Origin of the sequence: Microbacterium sp. DWRC1-3, assembly GCF_049896645.1 — a bacterium.
Lineage (GTDB): Bacteria > Actinomycetota > Actinomycetes > Actinomycetales > Microbacteriaceae > Microbacterium > Microbacterium maritypicum.
Window position 1 is genome coordinate 1,017,279 of sequence record NZ_JAFCUS010000001.1, and the last position, 20,290, is coordinate 1,037,568.

19 protein-coding genes are annotated in these 20,290 nt (G+C 68.7%); 8 read left to right on the top strand and 11 right to left on the bottom strand.

Going from position 1 to position 20,290, the window contains the following annotated elements; genetic code table 11:
• Positions 1–15: 15 nt before the first annotated feature.
• On the bottom strand, positions 16–222 hold the full coding sequence (locus ACP699_RS04905) for a DUF3499 family protein (RefSeq protein WP_021199833.1): 207 nt from the start codon (positions 220–222) through the stop codon (positions 16–18).
• A 78-nt stretch (positions 223–300) separates the two neighbouring features.
• Here ACP699_RS04905 and ACP699_RS04910 point away from each other — a divergent pair, with 78 nt between their 5' ends.
• Entirely contained in the window at positions 301–729 is a 429-nt protein-coding gene (locus ACP699_RS04910; protein ID WP_229778928.1) for a hypothetical protein, read from the top strand.
• 29 nt (positions 730–758) lie between these two features.
• Here ACP699_RS04910 and ACP699_RS04915 read toward each other — a convergent pair whose 3' ends face one another.
• The 4 genes from ACP699_RS04915 to manA form a co-directional block, all read right to left on the bottom strand.
• Complete coding sequence (locus ACP699_RS04915; RefSeq protein ID WP_426169647.1) at positions 759–2,144, bottom strand: DUF5719 family protein; 1,386 nt, start codon at positions 2,142–2,144, stop codon at positions 759–761.
• Positions 2,141–5,155 carry a glycosyltransferase gene (locus tag ACP699_RS04920; protein ID WP_426169650.1) on the bottom strand — a complete coding sequence of 1,005 codons (3,015 nt, stop codon included), beginning with the start codon at positions 5,153–5,155 and terminating at the stop codon, positions 2,141–2,143. Before ACP699_RS04920 ends, ACP699_RS04915 begins: the two co-directional genes overlap by 4 nt.
• Positions 5,156–5,258: 103 nt before the next feature.
• Positions 5,259–5,579, bottom strand: a complete 321-nt coding sequence (locus ACP699_RS04925) for a WhiB family transcriptional regulator (RefSeq protein WP_081603945.1) — start codon at positions 5,577–5,579, stop codon at positions 5,259–5,261.
• 164 nt (positions 5,580–5,743) lie between these two features.
• Positions 5,744–6,874, bottom strand: a complete 1,131-nt coding sequence (gene manA / locus ACP699_RS04930) for a mannose-6-phosphate isomerase, class I (RefSeq protein WP_426169654.1) — start codon at positions 6,872–6,874, stop codon at positions 5,744–5,746.
• A 68-nt stretch (positions 6,875–6,942) separates the two neighbouring features.
• Here manA and ACP699_RS04935 point away from each other — a divergent pair, with 68 nt between their 5' ends.
• The 4 genes from ACP699_RS04935 to ACP699_RS04950 all read left to right on the top strand — a co-directional run bounded on the left by ACP699_RS04935 (position 6,943) and on the right by ACP699_RS04950 (position 11,375).
• Positions 6,943–8,358: an O-antigen ligase family protein gene (locus ACP699_RS04935; RefSeq protein WP_288968151.1), complete on the top strand. Its 1,416-nt coding sequence runs from the start codon at positions 6,943–6,945 to the stop codon at positions 8,356–8,358.
• Positions 8,355–9,653 (top strand): O-antigen ligase family protein, encoded by a 1,299-nt coding sequence (locus ACP699_RS04940; protein WP_426169658.1) that lies wholly within the window; start codon positions 8,355–8,357, stop codon positions 9,651–9,653. Before ACP699_RS04935 ends, ACP699_RS04940 begins: the two co-directional genes overlap by 4 nt.
• A gap of 181 nt (positions 9,654–9,834) precedes the next feature.
• Positions 9,835–10,800, top strand: a complete 966-nt coding sequence (locus tag ACP699_RS04945) for a glycosyltransferase family 2 protein (protein WP_055869102.1) — start codon at positions 9,835–9,837, stop codon at positions 10,798–10,800.
• Positions 10,800–11,375 carry a hypothetical protein gene (locus tag ACP699_RS04950; protein ID WP_426169661.1) on the top strand — a complete coding sequence of 192 codons (576 nt, stop codon included), beginning with the start codon at positions 10,800–10,802 and terminating at the stop codon, positions 11,373–11,375. Before ACP699_RS04945 ends, ACP699_RS04950 begins: the two co-directional genes overlap by 1 nt.
• A 27-nt stretch (positions 11,376–11,402) precedes the next feature.
• Here ACP699_RS04950 and ACP699_RS04955 read toward each other — a convergent pair whose 3' ends face one another.
• The 6 genes from ACP699_RS04955 to ACP699_RS04980 all read right to left on the bottom strand — a co-directional run bounded on the left by ACP699_RS04955 (position 11,403) and on the right by ACP699_RS04980 (position 16,304).
• Positions 11,403–12,137, bottom strand: coding sequence for an ABC transporter ATP-binding protein (locus ACP699_RS04955; RefSeq protein WP_017831125.1), 735 nt, complete (start codon positions 12,135–12,137; stop codon positions 11,403–11,405).
• Positions 12,137–12,955: an ABC transporter permease gene (locus ACP699_RS04960; protein WP_055869104.1), complete on the bottom strand. Its 819-nt coding sequence runs from the start codon at positions 12,953–12,955 to the stop codon at positions 12,137–12,139. The genes ACP699_RS04955 and ACP699_RS04960 overlap by 1 nt, the downstream gene beginning before the upstream one ends.
• Before the next feature lie 10 nt (positions 12,956–12,965).
• Complete coding sequence (gene glf / locus ACP699_RS04965) at positions 12,966–14,102, bottom strand: UDP-galactopyranose mutase (RefSeq protein WP_127482581.1); 1,137 nt, start codon at positions 14,100–14,102, stop codon at positions 12,966–12,968.
• On the bottom strand, positions 14,102–14,455 hold the full coding sequence (locus ACP699_RS04970) for a DUF2304 domain-containing protein (protein WP_055869106.1): 354 nt from the start codon (positions 14,453–14,455) through the stop codon (positions 14,102–14,104). The genes glf and ACP699_RS04970 overlap by 1 nt, the downstream gene beginning before the upstream one ends.
• A gap of 7 nt (positions 14,456–14,462) precedes the next feature.
• Complete coding sequence (locus ACP699_RS04975; RefSeq protein ID WP_017831129.1) at positions 14,463–15,146, bottom strand: glycosyltransferase family 2 protein; 684 nt, start codon at positions 15,144–15,146, stop codon at positions 14,463–14,465.
• Between the two features lie 66 nt (positions 15,147–15,212).
• Positions 15,213–16,304 carry a glycosyltransferase family 4 protein gene (locus ACP699_RS04980; protein WP_288968156.1) on the bottom strand — a complete coding sequence of 364 codons (1,092 nt, stop codon included), beginning with the start codon at positions 16,302–16,304 and terminating at the stop codon, positions 15,213–15,215.
• A gap of 121 nt (positions 16,305–16,425) precedes the next feature.
• On the opposite strand from ACP699_RS04980, the gene ACP699_RS04985 reads away from it, so the two are divergent.
• The 3 genes from ACP699_RS04985 to ACP699_RS04995 are packed head-to-tail and all read left to right on the top strand — an operon-like array spanning position 16,426 to position 20,269.
• Positions 16,426–17,535, top strand: a complete 1,110-nt coding sequence (locus ACP699_RS04985) for a glycosyltransferase (RefSeq protein ID WP_055873027.1) — start codon at positions 16,426–16,428, stop codon at positions 17,533–17,535.
• Positions 17,532–18,755, top strand: a complete 1,224-nt coding sequence (locus tag ACP699_RS04990; RefSeq protein WP_426169670.1) for a lipopolysaccharide biosynthesis protein — start codon at positions 17,532–17,534, stop codon at positions 18,753–18,755. Before ACP699_RS04985 ends, ACP699_RS04990 begins: the two co-directional genes overlap by 4 nt.
• Entirely contained in the window at positions 18,752–20,269 is a 1,518-nt protein-coding gene (locus ACP699_RS04995; protein WP_288968161.1) for a DUF2142 domain-containing protein, read from the top strand. The genes ACP699_RS04990 and ACP699_RS04995 overlap by 4 nt, the downstream gene beginning before the upstream one ends.
• Positions 20,270–20,290: the final 21 nt, after the last annotated feature.

The following is a 20,290-nucleotide window of genomic DNA, read 5'->3' on the forward strand; positions in this document are numbered from 1 at the left end:
GTCGAGGCGACGACCTCAGGCGCGCAGAGCCTCGTGACGCACGACGAGCCAACCGGCGGGAACCGAGAGCCGGTCCGCGTGCGGAGAACACAGATCATGCGCCTGAGGATCATTCGCGGCACCGAGCGGGCCGAGGGCCGCCATCTGGTCGCCGTAGTCGTAGGTGAGGGTGGCCACGGCTTCTCGCGCGCAGCCGACCTTCGAGCACAGTCGTCCGTCCATCTCCGCCAGCGTACGGCGCACCCCGTCGCGGCCGCGGATGCCGCGCCGGGCGCGCCGGGCACCGCCTAGACTTTCGTCATGCCTCGTCGCCGTGCCACTCACACCTCCGCAGCCCCTCGGCGCGGGGCGCGACACGGCCGCCACGGCCGCCTCGGCCGCAGCGAGGTCGTGCGGCCACCGCTGGCTCCGCTCGACGGCCGCCTCGACAGATTCGATCTCACCGTCGGCACCGCGGTCGAATTCCTCCGCGGCACATGGCCGGAGTTGCAGGACGTGAGGTTCGAGATCGGCGCGATCCCGGGATTCGATGCGACCGAAGAGGTGCCGCGCTGGTACCTCGACCGCAAGAACAAGCGCATCGTGCTGTTCCGTCTTCCCATCGAGCGGCTCCTCCCCCCGGGGCACGACGATGCGGCGCACCGCCGTATGGCGATCGAGAGCGCCGTGTTCCGGGCAGCGGCGGAGTACGTCGGCCGCGAGCCGTGGGATCTCGGCCACGACCACTGAGATTCCCGCTGCGGAGACTCTCTCCTCGGTCAGGGATAGACCGTGATCGGCTTCTCTCCGGCACCGCTCGCCTGAACGGGCAGCACCGCGATCGCCCCGGGTCCCGTGAGGGTCACCGCAGCATGCACGGGGGCTGTCGTCTGCATCCGATAGGTGGTCCGCCCGGGCACCTCGAGTCCGCCGGTGCGTCCCGCCGGGATGACGATCTCCTGCGGCTGGCCGCCGTCGAGGGATTCCAGCGTCACCGTCGCATCGCGGTCGGACGTGTTCGCCAGCTGCAGTCGGGCGTCGGGGCCGGCCGGAACCGCGAACACCACGTCGACGTCGAGCTCCGGGGAGGGCATCACCCAGGCGAAGTCCGAGTCGAGACCGAATCCGTCCTGCTGCCTGATCGCGGCGACCAGCGGCACGTCGGATTCGACCTCGACGGTGTACTGCCCCGGCTCGAGGCCGGAAAGCGACACCTGAGAGGGCAGATCGGCCTCGACCGGGACCGTGAACGCGTCAGCGGCGCCCGTCGCGCCCTCCGCGCGCACCGTCACCTGGACGCGCGCGGCGACACCCGGTGAGAGCACTCGCAGGACGGCCATCTCCGCATCATCGCCGCTGGCCGCGAAGGCCTGCACTCCCGTGAAGACGAGCTTCTGCTGCGGCCCCGCCACCGAGTCCTGGAGGTCGATGCCTGCGGGATCGAGAACGCGCACGAGCGAGGACTGGAGGGCGGCTCGCACCGGTGCGCCCACCGCGCTCACCTTGACCACCGGCACGTCGTTGCCGGTGGCGAACGATGTGAGCGGGAGAGCTGCCTGCGACCGAGCGGGGACGATGACCGTCCGGGTGCTGCGGGCAGGTCCGTACACCGAGAGTGTCACCGTCGACGGGACGTCGGCCGCGTTCGTGAGCGTGACGATGTCCTCGGTGCCGGTGTCGATGCTCCCCCCGACCAGCCAGGACTCCAACCGCGGCACCCCGCAGGGCAGCGCGGCGTACCCCGCGAGGTCGTCGGCGGCGATCGTGACGGACTCCGCGCCGGCGATCAGGGGCACCGAGCGTCCGTCGACCGCGCCGGTGAGCACCTGCGGCCCCCCTGCGTCCGGGAGGTCCGTCATCGCGAGTCCCTCCGCCGCAGGGTCTCCCCCCGTGCCTCCGGTCGTCAGGGTCGGCGACGCTGCCGAGAGCATGTCCAGCGGGGCCGACGAGTCGCGTCCGAGAGCGCGGAGATCGCCGTTGCAGACGAGAGTGCTGTCGCCGGGAACGGGCGTGACCTCGACCTGTGCGGGGTCGTGTTCGACGACCGGCCATGGCGCGTGCACCGCTGTCGCGACCCCGACCACGCAGGCGGCGATGACGGCGACACCGGTGATGACTCGAGCGCCCGTCGCAGCGACTCGGAATGCGCGGGTCCCGCTGCTCATCGGTCCTCCTCGGTCGACTTCGGGTGCTGCTCATCGATGGCGGTCGATGCTTCGACACTCGGTGCCGGCGCGTCATCGATCACCGGCTCGGCGATCGGGGCCATCGCCTCGTCGTTCAGGGCGGGCTCATCCTGGGGATCCTCGATCGCCCCGACCGGGACGTCGTCGAGGAGCTCCCTGTCCTCCGCGTGCCGCGGCAGGACAATCGGCTCGTCGGCTACGCGACCGACGATCCGGGACTGCGCGCGCGCCGCACGGCGTGACGCACGGGTCGGGATCGACAGCAGGAGCGCGGCGAAGACCGCCAGCAGCTGGAGGGTGATCACGAGTCGTGCGGTGCCCTGCTGGCTCGAGGTCATCGACGACTGCGCGGCCACCTCGGCCTCGAGCCGCCAGAGCACGCCACGATCGGTCGTTCCCGCGTGGACGAGTCCGGCGCGCTGGTCGATCGAGGCGACCGCGGCCGTGCGCAGAGTCCTCGCCTTGTCGCCCTCGCCCGGAACCTGGGCGACCAGCACATAGCTGATGCCCATCTGCGCCAGCTCCCCGGGAGCATCGAAGTCACGGGCCGAGAGGAGATCCACAGCGAGGCCGGAGATGTCGGCGCCCTGCGGCTCGACGGCGGTGGAGAGCATCGTCGACTGCGAACCGAGCGTCTCGCTCGCGCCCCAAGCCACCTCTGCGGCGAGCCCGCCGTCGTTCTGAGGGGTGAGCACGAGGGTCGCGATCGGCCGATCGCCCGCGGCCTGCGCCGCGACGTACGCCGGCAGCGTGGAATCGGGGCCGTTCGTGAGCGCCGAACGGTCCATGTGGAGTGCGCTGAGCGCAGGGACCGCGCAGACCGCCAGGGCGGATGCTGCGACGACGGCGGCGAGGATCCGCAGCCGGGGAAGGGTGAGAGCGGTATCCAAGGTGACGACAGCCGCGCCGACCACACCGATCCAGGCCAGGCTGAGGCCCGTGCCCGGCCAGATCGCGACCGGAGTGCCCTGGGCGAAACTCACCGTGACGCCGACCGCGAGGAACGCCGTCGCAAGCCCGGAGAGCGCGACGACGAGCAGCGTGATGCCCGCTCGCCACCGCGGAGCCACCGCCGCGCCGAGCGCGAGCGCGGCGAGGGGAGCGCACAGCAGCGGTGCCCAGGCGGCGATGGGTGCGGGGATCACGTCCATCCAGCCGGCCAGCGCCTCCGTCGGGAACCCTCCGGCGAGTGCGAGACGCCCGGTGGCATCCGCTGCGGCCTGGGGCCCCGCCCAGATGAGTCCCGGGTCTCCCAGGAGTGCCAGAGGCGTGCCGTGAGAGAGCTGCCAGATCGCGAGCGGCGCGAAGAGCGCGATGGTCGGCAGCGGCAGCCAGAGCAGTCGTCCCGCACCTCGGAACTGCGCGGTTCCCAACACGATGCCCAGCGCGATGATCCAGAGCAGGGCGAGGGCGGGGGCCAGCGACGGCGCGCAGGCGATGACGGCGGCGAGGAGGAGTGACGCGCTTCCGGCCGCGCCCCACGACCTGTGCGCGACGACGGCGCTGTGGAAGAGCCAGGGAAGCAGGAGGTGGACGAGCACCGCGGTCGGACGTCCGTCGATCAGAGCGGTGAGGAAGGTAGGCGCGAGAGCCCAGGCGACGCCGGCGAAGATCCGCAGCCCCTCGCGGTCGGTCACGCGCGTGGCGGCGAACCACCCGCCCAGGACCGCGAGCGGAAGCGCGAGGAGCCACAGCAGCACCATGGCGAAGGACGGACCGGCAGGCCAGAGCGAGCCGAGCACCGCCACGACGGCGGCGAAGGGATCGGCGGGTCCGACGAGGCCGACGGCGACGTCGCGCACTCCCCATGCCGCGTCGCTCCAGAGTGCGGCGACGGTCTGCCGGAGAGGGAGCAGTCCCCCTCCCCCGAGCGTCGGCCAAGCCAGCAGACTCGTGAAGGACGCGATACTGACGACGAGCGCCGCCAGCACGGCCCAGGCTCCACCTCCGGAGAAGAATCGCAGTTCGCTGACCGCACCGCCCTCGCTGCCGTGACCGTCGTCCAGACGCCGTCGCAGCTCGGACGAGGTCACGCGCAGCGGCGCGATGCTGGCCCAGGTCGACGTGCGGAAGGCCTTGATCCTGGCACGGGAGCGCGCGATCGCGCCGAAGCGGAACATGGCCGTGAGCGCGGCCCCCCATTCGGGCAGAACGGCCTCCGGCCGCTTTCCGACGAGGTCGGTGACGGATCGCCATAGCGCGAGCGGAAGCAGGCTGAGCCAATGCAGCGGCACGGCAGCCGCCGGTGCGTAGACCAGGCGCCGGTGCAGTTGAGCGAGGCGGGTGACGTAGGCCCGGCGCGATCGGCCGGACGGCAGCGCGGCAGGCCCGCCGGGAGAGACGGATATCCGCGCGCTCGGTGCGAGCACGACGCGGCCTCCACCCAGGCGGGCGCGCACACCGAGATCGAGTCCTTCGTCGGCACCGGCGAGTGCGGGATCCGGGCGCAGGGCGTCGCGGACCTCACCCCGAATGAGGAGGCCTCGCACATCAGCGCCGAGGGCATCGTCGGAGCGGTCGTGCTGTCCCTGGTCGAGTTCCCCTGCGGCGAGTTCGACCGAGCGCCCGAGCGTGGTCATGCTGACGCCCAGGGAGACGATCTCACGGTCGTTGTCCGTGGCGACGAGTTTGGGAGCGATGATGGCCGCGGAGGGCGAGCGCTCCAGTGTGCCGCTCAGACGCTCCAGCGCCCGCGGATGCGGCGCCGTGTCCTGCGCGAGCAGCCAGATCGCCGATCCTTCGGCGACACGCGGTCGCGCCAGTTCCACGGCTTCCGCGAAGGACGTGGTGGCGCGCGCCTCGATGATCCCCTCGACGGTGCTCGCCACTGCCTCGCTCTCGCGCACGGACGACGCATCGCCGCAGACGACGAGGGTCACAGCGGTTGCGGGCGTGGTCTGTGCGCGGAGGGCTTCGAGAGTGCGGAGGAGTTGCGCTCGGGAAGAGGATCCAGTGCGCGCGACGATGATGGCGTGAACTCGGGCTGGCATGACGTCGTCAGCCTATGCGCGCGACGGTCGACGTCGGCGTACCCGACGCGGCGCGCCCGCGAAGCCATGAGGCCTCATCGTCCGCGGTTCGGCAGCGGGCGATTCAGCTCGCGCGGCGCTTGAGCTTGCGGCGCTCGCGCTCGGAGAGTCCACCCCAGATGCCGAATCGCTCATCGTTGTTGAGAGCGTATTCGAGGCACTCGCCGCGGACGTCGCACGATGTGCAGATCCGCTTGGCGTCTCGGGTGGATCCGCCCTTCTCGGGGAAGAACGCCTCGGGGTCCGTCTGCGAGCAGAGCGCATCGCTCTGCCAGGCGAGGGCGTTGTCGTCGTCGGCGGCGTCGGTGCGCCGCACCCCGGGAACGCCGAGGTTGATCGGATCGACGAACCAGTTCTCCGGTACGTCTGAACGGTAACCCGTCATCTCGATCTCCAACCCTGTCTCCGCCCCCCGGCGGGCCGTGCGCATGACTAATTACACCCGTGTCATTCGCTCCGGTCAAGTCGCGGATGGTAAACCCTCAAGCAACTCTTTAAGGTTCTTGGGCCGTCATCGGCGTGTCGGAATCCGGAGCGTCGGCGTGCGGGTCAGCGCCCGGGGCCCGCGATGAACACCTCTCCGACGCCGGAGACGGTGAGGGACCCCTCCGCGGAATCGGCGAACGCGACGGTGCCGACCTGGAGCGCGACCTCGTTCCCCGTGTTCGAGGCCACAGCGACCTCGCCGGCGGTCGCGAGCACCATGGTCGGTCCCGAGATCTCGAGCCCGATCGGCGCGCCGTCGAGGACGACCCGCTCGAGAGCGAAGTCGGGCACGGGAACGGGATAGGACGTGATCGGCCCCTCACCCTCCCCTCGCAGCACGGGCACCTCGCCGGGCGTGGTGTCGAGGATCGAGAGGAGTTCGGGGACGTCGATACGTTTGGGGGTGAGGCCGCCGCGCAGAACGTTGTCGCTCGCGGCCATGATCTCCACGCCGAGGCCGGAGAGGTACGCGTGCAGCAGACCGGCGCGCAGGAAGACTCCCTCCCCTCGCTTCAGCACGACGTGGTTCATCAGAAGCGCCACGACGACGCCCGGGTCGCCCGGATAGGTCCGCGCCACACCCGCGATCGCGCGGAGCGTGGTGCCCCAGTCCCCCGCGTCGGCGCGCGTCGAGGCCGCGACGATCGCGGCGATGATCTCCTCCACCTCGGTGCGCGCCTCGCCGCCGAGCACCCACGCGATCACGTCGCGCAGCGCATCGCCCTCGGCGCTCAGGCGTGCCCGCAGCTCCCGGACGCCGTCGCTGTCGTCGAGCGCCTCCAGCAGGGAGAGCGTGTCGGAGACCGGTCGCAGCCCGCTCAGCGACTCGAACCGCTCGCTGAGCGCGACGAGGAGCTCCGGCTTGTGGTTGTCGTCCCGATAGTTGCGCCGCGGGTCGTCCGAGGCGAGGGCGCTCTCCTTGGCCCAGCCGTCGCGAGCCTGCTCGATCGTCGGGTGCACCTGGATCGAGAGCGGGCGCCCCGCCGCGAGCAGCTTGAGCAGGTACGGGAGCGTGCCCCCTGTGACCTGATCGAGCGTGCCGCCGTCGGCCACATCGGCGGGGTCGCCGGGGTGGTCTCCGAACCAGACCTCGGCCTCCGGTGCGCCGGTCGGCGTGCGGCCTTCGAGGTCGGCGAGAAGCGAGTCCGATCCCCAGGCGTAGTCGCGGGGCGTGTTCGTGAGGCTCAGCAGCATGCCACCAGCGTAGAGCCGCGCTGCGGCGTTCAGCGACGCTCGGAGCACGGCGCGGTAGCCTGAACGCGATGGCCCAGTACACGAAGCATCCGGTGTCTGCCCCACCCACCGCGCCGGAGCGCGAGTCGACGGGGCATCTGCTGCTGCGCGGCTATGCGATCCTCGTCCTCTTCGTCACGTTCGCCCACTCGGCCGTGTACAACCTGCTCGGACGGGACGGCGCCGCGATCACGCTCGCCGTCTTCACCCTCGCGACCCTCGCCATCGGCGTCCCGATGCTCGCCCGGAACCGTCCGCAGCCGTTCCGCTGGCGCCGCCTGCCCTGGACCGCGCTCGGATACACGACCCTGGCCCTCGTCTCCGTCGCCTGGTCGCAGTGGCGCGGGCCGACGATCATCACCTGGGTGCTGCTCGCGGCCGTCACCGTGAACGGGCTCTTCCTCGCTCACGTGCTCACCTGGCATGAGATCGTCCGGGCCCTGTCCTCGGCGTTCAAGTGGATCCTGGGCCTCTCGCTGGCGATCGAGCTCTGGGTCTCGCTGGTGCTGCACGGCCCGCTGCTTCCGAACTTCCTCACGCTGCCGGACGGCAAGATCGACCCGCAGTGGTACTGGGTGCGCGACAACCTGTTCGACGGCGGGCGGATCCAGGGCATCGTGGGCAACGCCAACCTCCTGGCGATCATCTCGCTCTTCGCGCTCATCACGTTCGGTGTCCTGTTCGCGGCGCGGGCCCGGTGGCGCACCACCCTCGCCCTGTGGATGCTGCTCGCGGCCTACTTCCTCCTGCGCACGGCATCAGCCACCGCTCTGGTGTGCGCAGCCGCGGTCGCGCTGGTCCTCGTCGTCGCACTGGCGATGCGGCGTGCGCGCACGCCCGGCGCCCGCACCCGGATCTACGTGGTCGCCATCGGCGGCACGGCGATCGCAGGGCTGGGAGCCTGGCTGCTTCGGGAGCCGCTGCTGGGTCTTCTCGGCCGGAGTGCGGATCTCACCGGCCGCTCCGACAAGATCTGGACGAAGGTGCTGCAGCGCGCGGGCGAGCACCCGGTCTTCGGCAACGGGTTCTCGAGTCCCTGGATCCCCGAAGACCCGGCCTTCGACGAGTGGATCACCGACCACGGCATCACCGTCTTCCATGCCCACAACATGTGGCTGGACGTGCTCCTCCAGCTCGGCGTCGTCGGTGTCATCCTGATGGCCGTCGCGTACGGCACGCTGCTGTGGCGCTCCTGGTTCTTCGCCGTCGACCGACCCCGCTGGGACCTCGACGGCGAGCGCCCCTTCTCCCCGCTCACCCTCCTGCCCAACCTGTTCACGGTGGTGCTGCTCGTGCAGGGCTTCTCCGAGTCGACGCCGATCATGCTGTGGGGCTGGCTGCTCCTGGTGCTGCTGTCATTCAAGCTCAAGTCGGTGCCGCTGGTAGGGGTCGGCGAACGCGACCTCCTGTTCGAACGCGGCGCTCGGCAGCGGCGGGTGCCGTGACGCCGGTGCGCCCGTTCGTCCGCCTGCTCGGATCGGTGGAGCTGGCCCGTGCGTTCACGCTCGCGGCGCTGACGGCGGTGTTCGGGTCGTACGCGATCCGGCAGATGACATCGGCCGTCACACTGGGGACGATCATCGCCGTGCTGTGCGTGCTGGGCGCGTCGATCCTCTGGGTACGCCGGGAGGAGCTCTCGCTGCTGCGCATCGCGCCGTCCTCTCTGCTGGCGTTCCTCGCATGGGCACTCGTGAGCGTCTTCTGGACGACCGACAAATCCGACACGCTCTTCGGCTGGATGTCGCTGTTCGGCTACGCGTTCCTGGCCATCACGATCGGACACGTCCGCGACACCCTCCAGACCGTCCGGGCGATCGGAGACACTCTCCGCGTGCTGCTGGCCGCCTCCCTCGCCGTGGAGATCCTCTCCGGCGTCCTGCTCGACCTGCCGTTCACATTCCTCGGCATCCAGGGCGATCTCGCGGCGGGGGGCCCGATCCAGGGCCTGTTCGGCAGCCGCAACATGCTCGGTTTCATCGCGGTCATCGCGCTGATCACGTTCGTCATCGAGTGGCGCACGCAGTCGGTGAACGCACCGCTCGCCGTGGTCTCGATCGGGCTGGCCGGGTTCCTGGCGTTGCTCTCCTCCTCGCCGACGGTCCTGGTCCTCGCCTGCGCCGTCGGCGTCGTCACCGTGGCGCTCACGATCGTCCGCCACGCCCCACCGGAGCGACGAGCGATCGTGCAGTGGATGCTCGCCGCGGTCGTGGCGCTCGCTCTCGCCGCGGCCTTCGCACTGCGCCACCAGATCATCGCCCTGCTCGACGCGGGGTCCGACTTCTCCCTGCGCGGCTCGCTCTGGAACACGATCCTCGACTTCGTCGCGGTCAAGCCGATCCAGGGCTGGGGCTGGTTCGGCGACTGGGCCCGCGGCGAGTACCCGTTCACTTACATCAACTTCCAGCTCGACGACCGCCATCAGAGTGCGCTGAACGCCTTCTTCGATGTGCTCCTGCAGCTCGGTGCGGCCGGCCTGGTGGTCTTCCTTCTCCTGGGCGGTGTCGCCCTGATCCGCTCCTGGCTCGTCGCGAGCACGCGCCGTTCGGTGGTCTACGCCTGGACCCCGATCATCATCGTCACGCTCGCGGTCGACTCGATGTTCGAGAGCTTCACCCTGGTGGGTGCGGGATGGTTCATGCTGGTGCTGTGCGCCCTGCGCGCCGGACAATCGCGGTCCTGGCGCGAGAACATCGATGCGGCGCACACGGGCGCGATCCCGACGCTGCGGCCTCAGAAGTAGCCGACGAGCCCGGTCTTGCCGGGTGGCGGTCGTCGCGCCGAGGTGAGCCTCTCCGCGGATACGAAGGTGGCGGACGGTAGGCTACTCACTGCTCGTCATGTCCCGCATCGTCCCCGACGGTGGCCCGAGGCGCCGCAGCCCTCACACCCCTGAACTGCCCACCGATCTTCGAGGAGAAGGTATGACCGCGGCGCCCGCTGCATTCGATCCGAAAGCGGCGACGATCGTCGTCGTCACCTTCAACAGATCGCATCTGCTCACCGGACTCCTCACCAGCATCACGGCGATGGACCCGAAGCCCGGACGCGTCGTGATCATCGACAACGCCTCCTCCGACGACACGACCGACGTCGTCGAGTCGTTCCGCGACAGCATCGGCACCGAGATCGTCTACCGGCGCCTGGAGACGAACACGGGTGGCTCCGGCGGGTTCAGCGAGGGCATGCGCACCGCCTACGAGCTCGGCTCCGAATGGATCTGGATGATGGACGACGACGTCGAGGTGCTCCCCGACGGACTCGCGAAGATGGGCAAGTGGGCCCCGCGCTTCAAGAGCATCCAGGGCCGGCGCTACGACTACGACGGCAGCGAGTTCTACTGGCAGTACCGCATCGCGGAGCGCATGGGTATTCCGATCCCGTTCGCCCCGTCCGGCTTCGACGACTCCGGATACAAGGAGATGAACAGCGGCTGCTTCGAGGGCATGTTCATCCACCGCTCGATCGTGAAGCAGATCGGCCTGCCTGACCACCGCTTCTTCATCTACTGGGATGACCAGATGTACGGCTGGCTCGCCTCGCGCAAGACGACGGCCGTCATCGTCGACGAGTTCGTGCTGCGACGCACGCGCGAGATCAAGCAGTGGGACATGGGCATCCGCCACATGAATGCCTCCAGCAACGCCTACCGCTTCTACATCATGCGCAACCGCGCCTACATCAAGCACTACTACCGCGTGCATGACAACTACAACCCCGTGCTCTTCGGCCTCGGCACCGCGATGACGTTCGCGAAGGAGCTCATCCGGCTGCTCTTCGTCGAGCGCACGGTGCGGGGCACGAGCAACCTGTTCCGCGGGCTCAAGGAAGGCGGCCGGATCAGCCGAGACCGCTCCTGGCAGCCCATGGCCCCGCTGGAAGACGCATGATGAGCGAGCCGACTCCCGAGCTCCGTTGGGCGCCCATCGAGCCGAAGCCGAAGAACACGGGCCGGGTGTGGCTGATCATCGGGATCGTCGTCGCCGCGTTGGCGATCGTCGGCGCCCTGCTGTTCTTCCTGCTGCCCCGGGGCGAGGAACCCGCACCCGGCGCGAGCGGCTCCCCCAGCCCGACCGGAACGACGGCCCCTTCCGCCTCCCCCTCACCCACGGAGACGCGCACGCCGCAGACCACGCCGCCTGCACCGGTCGACCCGACCTTCGACGTGTTCCGCGAGCAGGTGGGCGGCTGGCTGACGGATGCTCCCCGCGGCCTCGGCATCATCGCCGGGGCGACCGGAGATGATGCGCTGGCCGTCATGGACTCCCTGGAGCAGGACGCACGCCGCCTGTCCGACGCGCAGCCGCCCTCGTCGATCGCGCAGCAGTGGCGCGACGGTGTCGACGCCTATTCGAAGCGCCTCGCCGAACTGCACGCTGCCATCACCGATGGCTCCGACACCGCGGCTTCCATCGATGCCGCTCGCGCTGCCGTCACAGACCTGCAGACTCTCGTGGGGCTCTGACCCCGAGCCCTCGCCTTCCGGCCGCGGCTACGAGTTGTAGTCGGCGTTGTATCTGTCGAGGACCTCGGCGATCGGTGCGTCGAGAACCAGCGCCCCCTTGTCGAGGTAGAGCCCCCGCGTGCAGAACCGACGGAGATCGCGCTCGTTGTGACTCACGAAGAACAGCGTGCGGCCCTCGGCGAGCAGTTCGTCGATGCGCGTGTAGCACTTCTCGCGGAACGCCTTGTCCCCCACCGCCAGCACCTCGTCGACGAGGAGGATCGGTTCGTCGAGCTGAGAGACGACCGCGAAGGCGAGTCGGACCTTCATCCCGTTGGAGAGGTGCTTGTACGGGGTGTCCTCGAATCCCGCGAGTTCAGCGAACTCGATGATGCCGTCGTAGCGGCGCGTGACCTCGTCGCGGGACATCCCGTGCAGGCCGGAGGTCAGACGGACGTTCTCGCGCACCGTGAGATCTCCGACGAAGCCTCCGGTGATCTCGATGAGGGGCGCGACTCCGCCGTTGACGGCGACGGTGCCCTCATCGGGCAGGAGCACCTTGGCGACGAGCCGGAGAAGTGTCGACTTCCCCTGACCGTTGCGCCCGACGACGCCGATGGACTCGCCCGGCTCCACCGAGAACGAGACGTCACGCAGTGCCCAGAACTCACCCGGACGAGAACGACGAGACGCTCCGGCGAAGAGATCCTTGAAGCTGCGGCTCCCGCGCCGGTTCCGACGGAAGTGGACGCCGAGACCCTGGACTTCGATGGCCGAGCGCATCACAGCTCCTTCAACACGGGGCGTTCCAGGCTCCGGAAGGTCCAGATGCCGAGTCCGAGGATCAGCAGGCTCATGATGACGCTGATCGTCAGCGTGAACGGATTCCACTGATCGGGGAAGAAGGGCATGCGGTAGAGCATCATGATTCCCGCGAGGGGGTTGAACGCCCCGAGGGTCTGGAAGATGCCGGGGAGGTCGGTGACGTTGTAGATGATGGGCGTCGCGTAGAACATCGCGCGCAGGATCAGCGCCGTCGTGCGCTCGAGGTCGACGAAGAGGACGCAGAGCGGGGCGACGAGCAGTCCGAGCCCGACCAGGAGCACCGTCTGCAGCAGCATCGCCACCGGCATCCACAGCACTCCCCAGCCGACGTGCACGGTCCGGCCGGGATCGAGCTCGACGAAGAGGTTCACCACGATGAACAGCACCAGGACGGGCAGCGAGAACAGATACTCGATGCCCTTGCTGAGCACGATGCGGTTCACCCAGATCGAGCGCGGGATCGCGGTCGACCTCACCAACCGGGCGTCCTTCTTGAAGGCGCGGGTGAAGTCCGACACCGAGGCGTTGAACCACACCCAGGGCAGCAGCGCGCTGATCAGGAAGATGATGTACGGCTCTTCGCCGACATCGCGGTTGAACACCTGCGTGAACACGAACCAGTAGATCGCGCTCATGACGAGCGGATCGAGCACCGACCAGAGATAGCCGAGGATGCTGGTCGAGTAGCGGACCTTCAGGTCTCGGGCCGACAGCAGCCACAGCGAATGCAGATATCGCCGGGGCGTCCCGGGCGCCCCGACAGCAGCGTGACTCACGATGTCGAGTCTACGAGAGACTGTTGTTCCACATCGACAGCGCCGAGCCGATGGCCATGTGCATGTCGAGGTACTGGTAGGTGCCCAGACGCCCGCCGAAGTGGACGTCCCGCTCCCCCTTGGCCAGTTCCCGATACGCAAGGAGGCCCCCGCGGTCAGCCGGAGTGTTCACCGGGTAGTAAGGCTCGTCGTCCCGCTCGGCGAAACGCGAGAACTCCCGCATGATCACCGTTCGATCGGCGTCGTAGACATCCTTGCGCTCGGGGTGGAAGTGCTTGAACTCGTGGATGCGCGTGTACGGCACATCCATGTCGGGGTAGTTCATCACGCTCGTACCCTGGAAGTCGCCGATGTCGAGGACCTCCTGCTCGAAGTCCAGCGTCCGCCAGCTGAGCGCGCCCTCCGCGTAGTCGAAGTAGCGGTCGACGGGGCCCGTGTACACAAGGGGAACCTGCCCGACCGTCGCGTTCTTGTTGAGGGGCTGCGTCTCATCGAAGAAGTCCACATCGAGCTGCACGTCGATGTTCGGGTGATCCGCCATCCGCTCCAGCCACGCCGTGTAGCCGTCGGTGGGAAGACCCTCCCACGTGTCGTTGAAGTAGCGGTTGTCGTAGGTGTACCGCACGGGCAGACGGCTGATGATGTCGCCGGAGAGCTTCTGCGGATCGGTCTGCCACTGCTTCGCGGTGTAGTCGCGGAAGAAGGCCTCGAACAGCGGGCGTCCGACGAGGGCGATGCCCTTCTCCTCGAAGTTGGCAGCGGTCTTCGCGTCGAACTCCCCCGCCTGCTCCCGCACCAGCGCGCGGGCCTGGTCAGGGGTGTACGCGGACTGGAAGAACTGGTTGATCGTGCCGAGGTTCACCGGCATCGGGAACACGGTGCCCTTGTGCGTGGTGTACACACGGTGCACGTAGTTCGTGAACGACGTGAAGCGGTTGACGTACTCCCACACCGTCGGGTTCGACGTGTGGAAGAGGTGGGCACCGTAGCGGTGCACCTCGATACCGGTCTGCGACTCGCGCTCACTGTAAGCGTTGCCGCCGATGTGGGGACGACGGTCGATGACGGTCACCTTGCGTCCGGCGTTCGCGGCGCGCTCTGCGATCGTCAGACCGAAGAACCCTGATCCTACGACGAGGAGATCCATCACTCTCCCTGCTTCGGGAACTCGGGGTTTCGCACCGCGATCTCACGAGCGAGTTGAGTGATCTGCTCATCCTGAGCGCGACGCTTGCGCACGATCGACAGCGAGTTCGCGACGAAGACGATCAGGAACGCGTACAGCAGGAGATCGGTGCCGCGACCGACGCCGACCGTCCGGGCGAGGTCATCGATCACCCCGGGGAACATCACCGCGTAGATGCCGGCGGCGAGCAGCAACACCAAGGTGACGGTGCGGATCGCCTGGGTGCGGGCCGATCCGCCCGGCCTGAGGAGGATGAGCCCGAAGACGAGGAAGGCGCCGATGAGGACGGCCTTGATGATGATCTGATCAGACATGACCGTCCTACTTGATGAAGAGTTCGCTGAGGATGTTCACCGAGTTCCACAGCGACTGCCCCTTCGCACGCGAGTACTCGGTGTAGACGATGTGCACGGGCTGCTCCGCATACCGGAGCTTGAGCGAGCCGATCTGCGCGACGATCTCGCTGGCGTGCGCCATGCGGTTCTGGCGGATGTTCAGGGCGAGTGCGGCCCGGCGATTGAACGCCCGAAGACCGTTGTGGGCGTCGGTCAGGCGCACTCCGGTCGACAGCCGCTCGAACAGGACAGCCGTTCGCAGGACCAGCTTCTTCAGCGCACTCGCATTCGTGCGCCCGTCGAGGAACCTCGACCCCACGATGATGTCGAGCGGCTCCGTGCGCAACCGCTCGACCATGTCGAGCGCGTCGGCGACCTGATGCTGCCCGTCGGAGTCGAAGGTCACGAAGTACTCGGCTCCGGGCTGCTCGCGCGCGAACGCGATTCCGGTCTGAAGCGCAGCTCCCTGACCGAGATTGATGGGGTGGCGCAGCACGATGGCGCCTCCCGCGAGAGCCTCTGCGACCGAGTCGTCCTTGCTGCCGTCGTCGACGCACACGATGTGGGGGAAAGTCCTCCGCGCCTCAGCGATCACGTCGCGGACGACGGTCGCCTCGTTGTACAGGGGAATGACGAGCCACGTGTCGCTGTTGGGAGCTGAGTTGATCATCTGCGTTCTCGATGGGAGTCAGGAAAAGCCAATCTTACCCGGTCGGCTCGAAGCTCCCTGTGCTCTTCAGCGCTTCACACCCTCGACGATCCGCTCGTACTCTTCCGCGCGATCCTTCCAGTACCAGCCGTCGAGCGCAGTGACGGGCCATTCCTGCGCAAGCATCTCCGACACCGCCGAGGCGAGTGCCTCCGGGTCGTGCTGCTGCACGATGACCACAGGATGACCCTGCTCACGGAGCACACCGGCACCCGGAACCTCGTACGTGACGATGCTCCCGCGCTCGGCGAGGGCTTCCAGGAGTGTCGTCTGGAATCCCTCGGCGAGAACCGTCGGATTCACCAGCACCGCGCCGGCGAGGGTCGAGCGCACGGCGGACGCGGGAACCCGACCGCGCATCTCCACGACCTCGGCGAGTCCGTGCCGATCGATGCGACTGCGGATCGATGCCCGCTCGGGGCCGTCGCCGAGCATCGTCGCGGCGACGTCGATCCCGCGGCGACGCAGGGCGGCGACGGTATCGACGAAGTCCTCGGCACCCTTGCCAGGTACGAGACGACCCACGAAGACGACGTGGCTCTTGTCGCCGTGCCGTCTGCCGTCGGTCGATGCCGGTTCGATCGCGTTGTAGAAGACCCGCGCGCGTCGTCCCGACAGCCGCTGCACGAAACCGACGACGCTCTCGGAGACACCGACGACCTCGTCGGCGCGGCGAAGCACGAATCGTCCGATCGTCCGATCGACCAGCCGGCTCGCCAGCGTGATCACCGGCGACGACGACACGACGTGACCGCTGCCGTGCTCGGTGTGCACGACCGGGACGCTCGCCCTGCTCGCTGCGCGGAGACCGATCCACGTCATCGGGAAGAACCGCGTGTGCACCGACACCACGTCGACGCGCTCCTCGGCCAGCAGCCGCCGCAGGCGACGAGTCGTGCCCAGCGGCGGGAACCCGAGCACGTCGCCCACGCGGAACCGCTCTGGCAGACGGATCACCCGCACGCCTTCTTCGATGTGCGTGCCCACGGGGCCACCGCCCACCGTGATGACGACGGCCGTATGCCCCGCGCTCTGCAACGCGACGACGAGACTGTGGACGTGCGTCTCGACCCCTCCGACGCGCGGTGGGAAGTTGTTGACGGCGAAGGCGAATCTCACCTCAGCAATCTTATGCACCCCCGGCGGAGCCCTCCGCCCGATCAGGGTTCACGCGGGCAGCGTGGATAGTATCGATCTGTTCGCCGTGTGATCGCCCACGGCTCGAGAAGGAAGCGGACACATGCGCGTTCTGTTCGTCGTCACGGACGCCGACATCGGCGGTGCCGAGCGTCTGCTCGCCACTCTCGCGAGGTCGTGGGACGAGGGCGACGTGCTCCGCCTCGTCGTCGTCATGGGGCCCGGCACGCTCAGCACCGAGCTGGAGGATGCATTCGAGAGCGTGCACTATCTCGGCTACTCGGGGTCGTCCCGGAACATCATCGGCATGGTCCGCTCGCTCGAGCGCGAGATCGTCGACTTCGGTCCCGATGTGATCACCTCGCACCTGTTCCATGCCGACCTCCTCACCGCTCTCGCCCGGAGCAGCGCGGTGAAGACGACGACCATGCACACCCAGCGCCTCACCAAGGCCGACCACCCCCTCACCCGCGCGATCGCCCGAGCGGTCGGGATCCTCTCGTTCCGGTTCGATGGCGTGATCCCTTCCGGCGACAGCGCCAGCATGCAGGATTTCATCCGGCAGCTGGGGATGCGCAAGGTCCTCCCTCCGATCCTGAACGGCGCCGATGTCCCCGACGCGGCATCGTTCGACCCGTCCAGCAGGACGTTCCTCTCCCTCGCACGCAACCACCCGGTGAAGGGGCATGACGTCCTGTTCGCCGCCTTCGCCCGCATCGCGGATCAGGCTCCACAGTGGAGCCTGCGCGCCTACGGTCCCGGTGTCGACGACGACGACGAACGGATGCGCAGCCTCGTGGCCGATGCGGGAGCGGAGCAGCTCCTCGCGGAGGGCCGGATCCAGCTGGCCGGGCCCACCGCCCGTCCCGCGGAGGTGCTCCAGCACGGCGCCGCCCTCGTGATCTCCAGCAAGTACGGCGAGAGCTCGCCGCTGGTCGGTGCTGAGGCCTCCGGCGCCGGGGTTCCCGTGATTTCGACCGACGTCGGCAGCTGTGCCCACTTCGTCGACGACGACCGCCTGCTGGTGAAGCCCGATGATGTCGACGATCTCGCCCGGGCGCTCGAGTGCTACACCCGCCTCTCGGACGACGAACGTCAGAGCCTCTCCGTCCTCGCGCGCACACGCGCAGAAGCACGATACGACCCCGCTGCGGTCGCGCGCAGGTATCGGGAGGCCTTCGTCGGCCTGCTCGCTGACGCCGGGAAGCCGTGAAACAGCACTCCGTCGCCGGACAGCTGATCCTGTCGACCTATGGGATGGGCATCCAGGGCGTCGCGCGACTCTTCTACACCTTGGTGATCGGTCGCACCCTCAGCCCTGAAGCGCTCAGCGACACCACGGCGATCCTCTCGCTCGCCGTGTACCTCGCCCTGGTCTGGCCTGCGGGAGCGGCGATCGCCGCCACCCGCTACCTCGCGAACCCCGAGACGGCGGCCGACAGCATCCGTGCGCTTCGCACGTCGTTCTGGGTGTCGACGATCCCCCTCTCGCTGATCGCGATCCCGATCGCCTGGTGGATGACCGGCGACCTTCCCATCGGACTCGCGAGCGCCGTGCTGGTCTTCAGCTACAACGCCTACGTCTTCTCCCGCGGAGTGCTCACCGGCGAGAACCGCCTGCTGCGCGCGGCGGTTCTGGACACGGTGTCGTCGCTGCTCGCCATCACGGTCCTCCTGCTCGTCCTCACCGCGCATTCGAGCTGGGTGCTGCTCCTGCCGCTGTCGGCGGGCTACCTGCTGTTCGCGCTGTTCGCACGAAGCCGCACGGTCGCTGCGCCCGGCCCGTCGAGTCTTCAGCGCGAGACGCTCGCCTTCACGCGCGAGGCCACGTTCGGAGCGCTGGTGATGGGTGGCATGCTGCCGGCGACCATGATCTTCGTGCGCGCATTCGACACCCCGACGGCAGCCGGGATGTTCGCGGCGGCTCTGACCCTGGCGACCCCCGCGAACATCGTCGCGCAGGCGGTGAGCCAGGTGCTCCTCCCCCACTTCGCGCGACTGCGCGCGGACCCGAGCGCGATGCGCGCCTCCCATCGGCGGCTGTTCGCCCTGACGGCCGCCGGCTTCGGCCTCATCTTCGGCGCTCTGATCGTCTTCGCCCCCTGGATTCTCGATCTGTTCTACGGAACGAGGTACGCCGACGGCGTGCCGGCGATGCAGGTGCTTCTCGGCATCGTGCTGCTGCTCTCGCTGACGTCGGCGCCTTCCGCTCTCCTCCTCGCCTCCGGACGCGAGCGTCTCGCCGCCCGGATCTGGATGTTCGCCTTCGTCATCGGCACCGCCACGATGCTCCTGCTCGCCCCCGTCTGGGGGCAGTGGGGAGCGCTCGTCGGCTACGCTCTCGGAGGCGGCGGCGGTTCCATCGTCATCATTCTGTGCGCGTTCCTCGCGCCGACCACGTCTACTCACGTTCGAAGGGACATCACCACATGACGAGGCCTGCCAGACGGATCATCGGCACGATCGCGGCCGCCCTGATGCTCATGACATCCCTGAGCATGTGGGCCCTGGCCTCACCGGTCGGGGCGGGACCCGATGACGACTTCCACCTCGCCAGCATCTGGTGCGGCAACGGAGCGCGCGAAGACCTCTGCGGTCCCGGCGACGACGACCGCTCGAGGGAGATCCCCGACAAGATCGCGGAGTCCGCGTGCTACGCGTTCCACCCGGAGCAGGACGCGTCCTGTCAGGGCAGCGACTACCTGGACGAGGGCTACGAGCTCGGCGAGTCCACGCGCGTGAACACCGGAAACCAGTATCCGTCCGGGTTCTATTTCGTGTCGTCGTTCCTGGCGAGTGACAACGTGGCCGTCTCCACGATCCTGATCCGGCTTCTCCACTCCGCGATCTTCACGGCGATGATGATCGCGACGTGGCTCTTCCTGCCTCGGGCGCTGCGCCTGACACTCGTGGCGAGCATCGCCCTCACCTTCGTCCCGCTCGGCGTCTTCCTCATCGCCTCGGTCAATCCGAGCAGCTGGGCGCTGCTCTCCACCGCCGTGCTGTTCCCCGCTCTGCTGGGCTTCTTCGCGACCACGGGACGCCAACGCATCGCGCTCGGCGTGATCTCCGCGGTGGCCGCTCTCCTCGGTCTCAGCGCCCGCGGCGACGCTGCCGCGTACACGATCGTCGCCGTCGCAGCGGCAGCGGTGCTCGCGTTCCGCCCGACGAAGCGCTTCGCGCTCACTGCGCTCCTCCCCCTCCTTCTCGTCGTTCTCGCAGCCGTCGCCTTCCTCACCGCGGGCCAGACCGGTCTCGCGCTCGGTGGGGCCGCCGAACCGGTTCCGGGCGGACCGTCGAAGCTGACCCTGCTGGGCATGAACCTGCTGTCGCTGCCGGCGCTCTGGGCCGGGATCTTCGGCCTCAACTGGGGCCTGGGGTGGCTGGACACCACGCTGCATGCCGTCGTCTGGGGGGCGACGATGTTCGCCTTCTCTGGCGCGCTCTTCGCCGCTTTGCGCTGGCAGGGCTGGCGCAAGCTCCTCGCCCTGGCCGGCACGGGTGCGGCTGCCGTCGTCGTTCCGGTCTACATCCTCGTCTCCATGCGCACCACGGTCGGCTACGAGGTTCAGCCGCGATACGTCCTCCCCCTCATCACCCTCTTCCTGGCCACCGCCATCGCTCCGGCGATCCACTCGGGATTGCGTGGCTCCGCGGAGGAGAGCGCTGCGCGTGCGGCACTGCGGTTCTCGCCCGTCCAGATCTGGGTCATGGCCGTGCTTCTCGGCGCTGCACAGAGCGTGGCACTGTACGACAACCTCCGCCGCTACACCGGCCCGGGCACGCTCAGCCCCTCCGGAGACGTCGCCTGGTGGTGGGCCGCAGGTCCCACACCTCTGGTCGTCTGGCTTCTGGGCTCCGCAGCATTCGCGGGCCTCATGGCGCTCCTCGCGGTCATCGGCTCGCGATACATGCGATCGCTCGACGCACAGCCCGCTGCCGTCTGAGACGTCTGCGGCCTGGGAGCG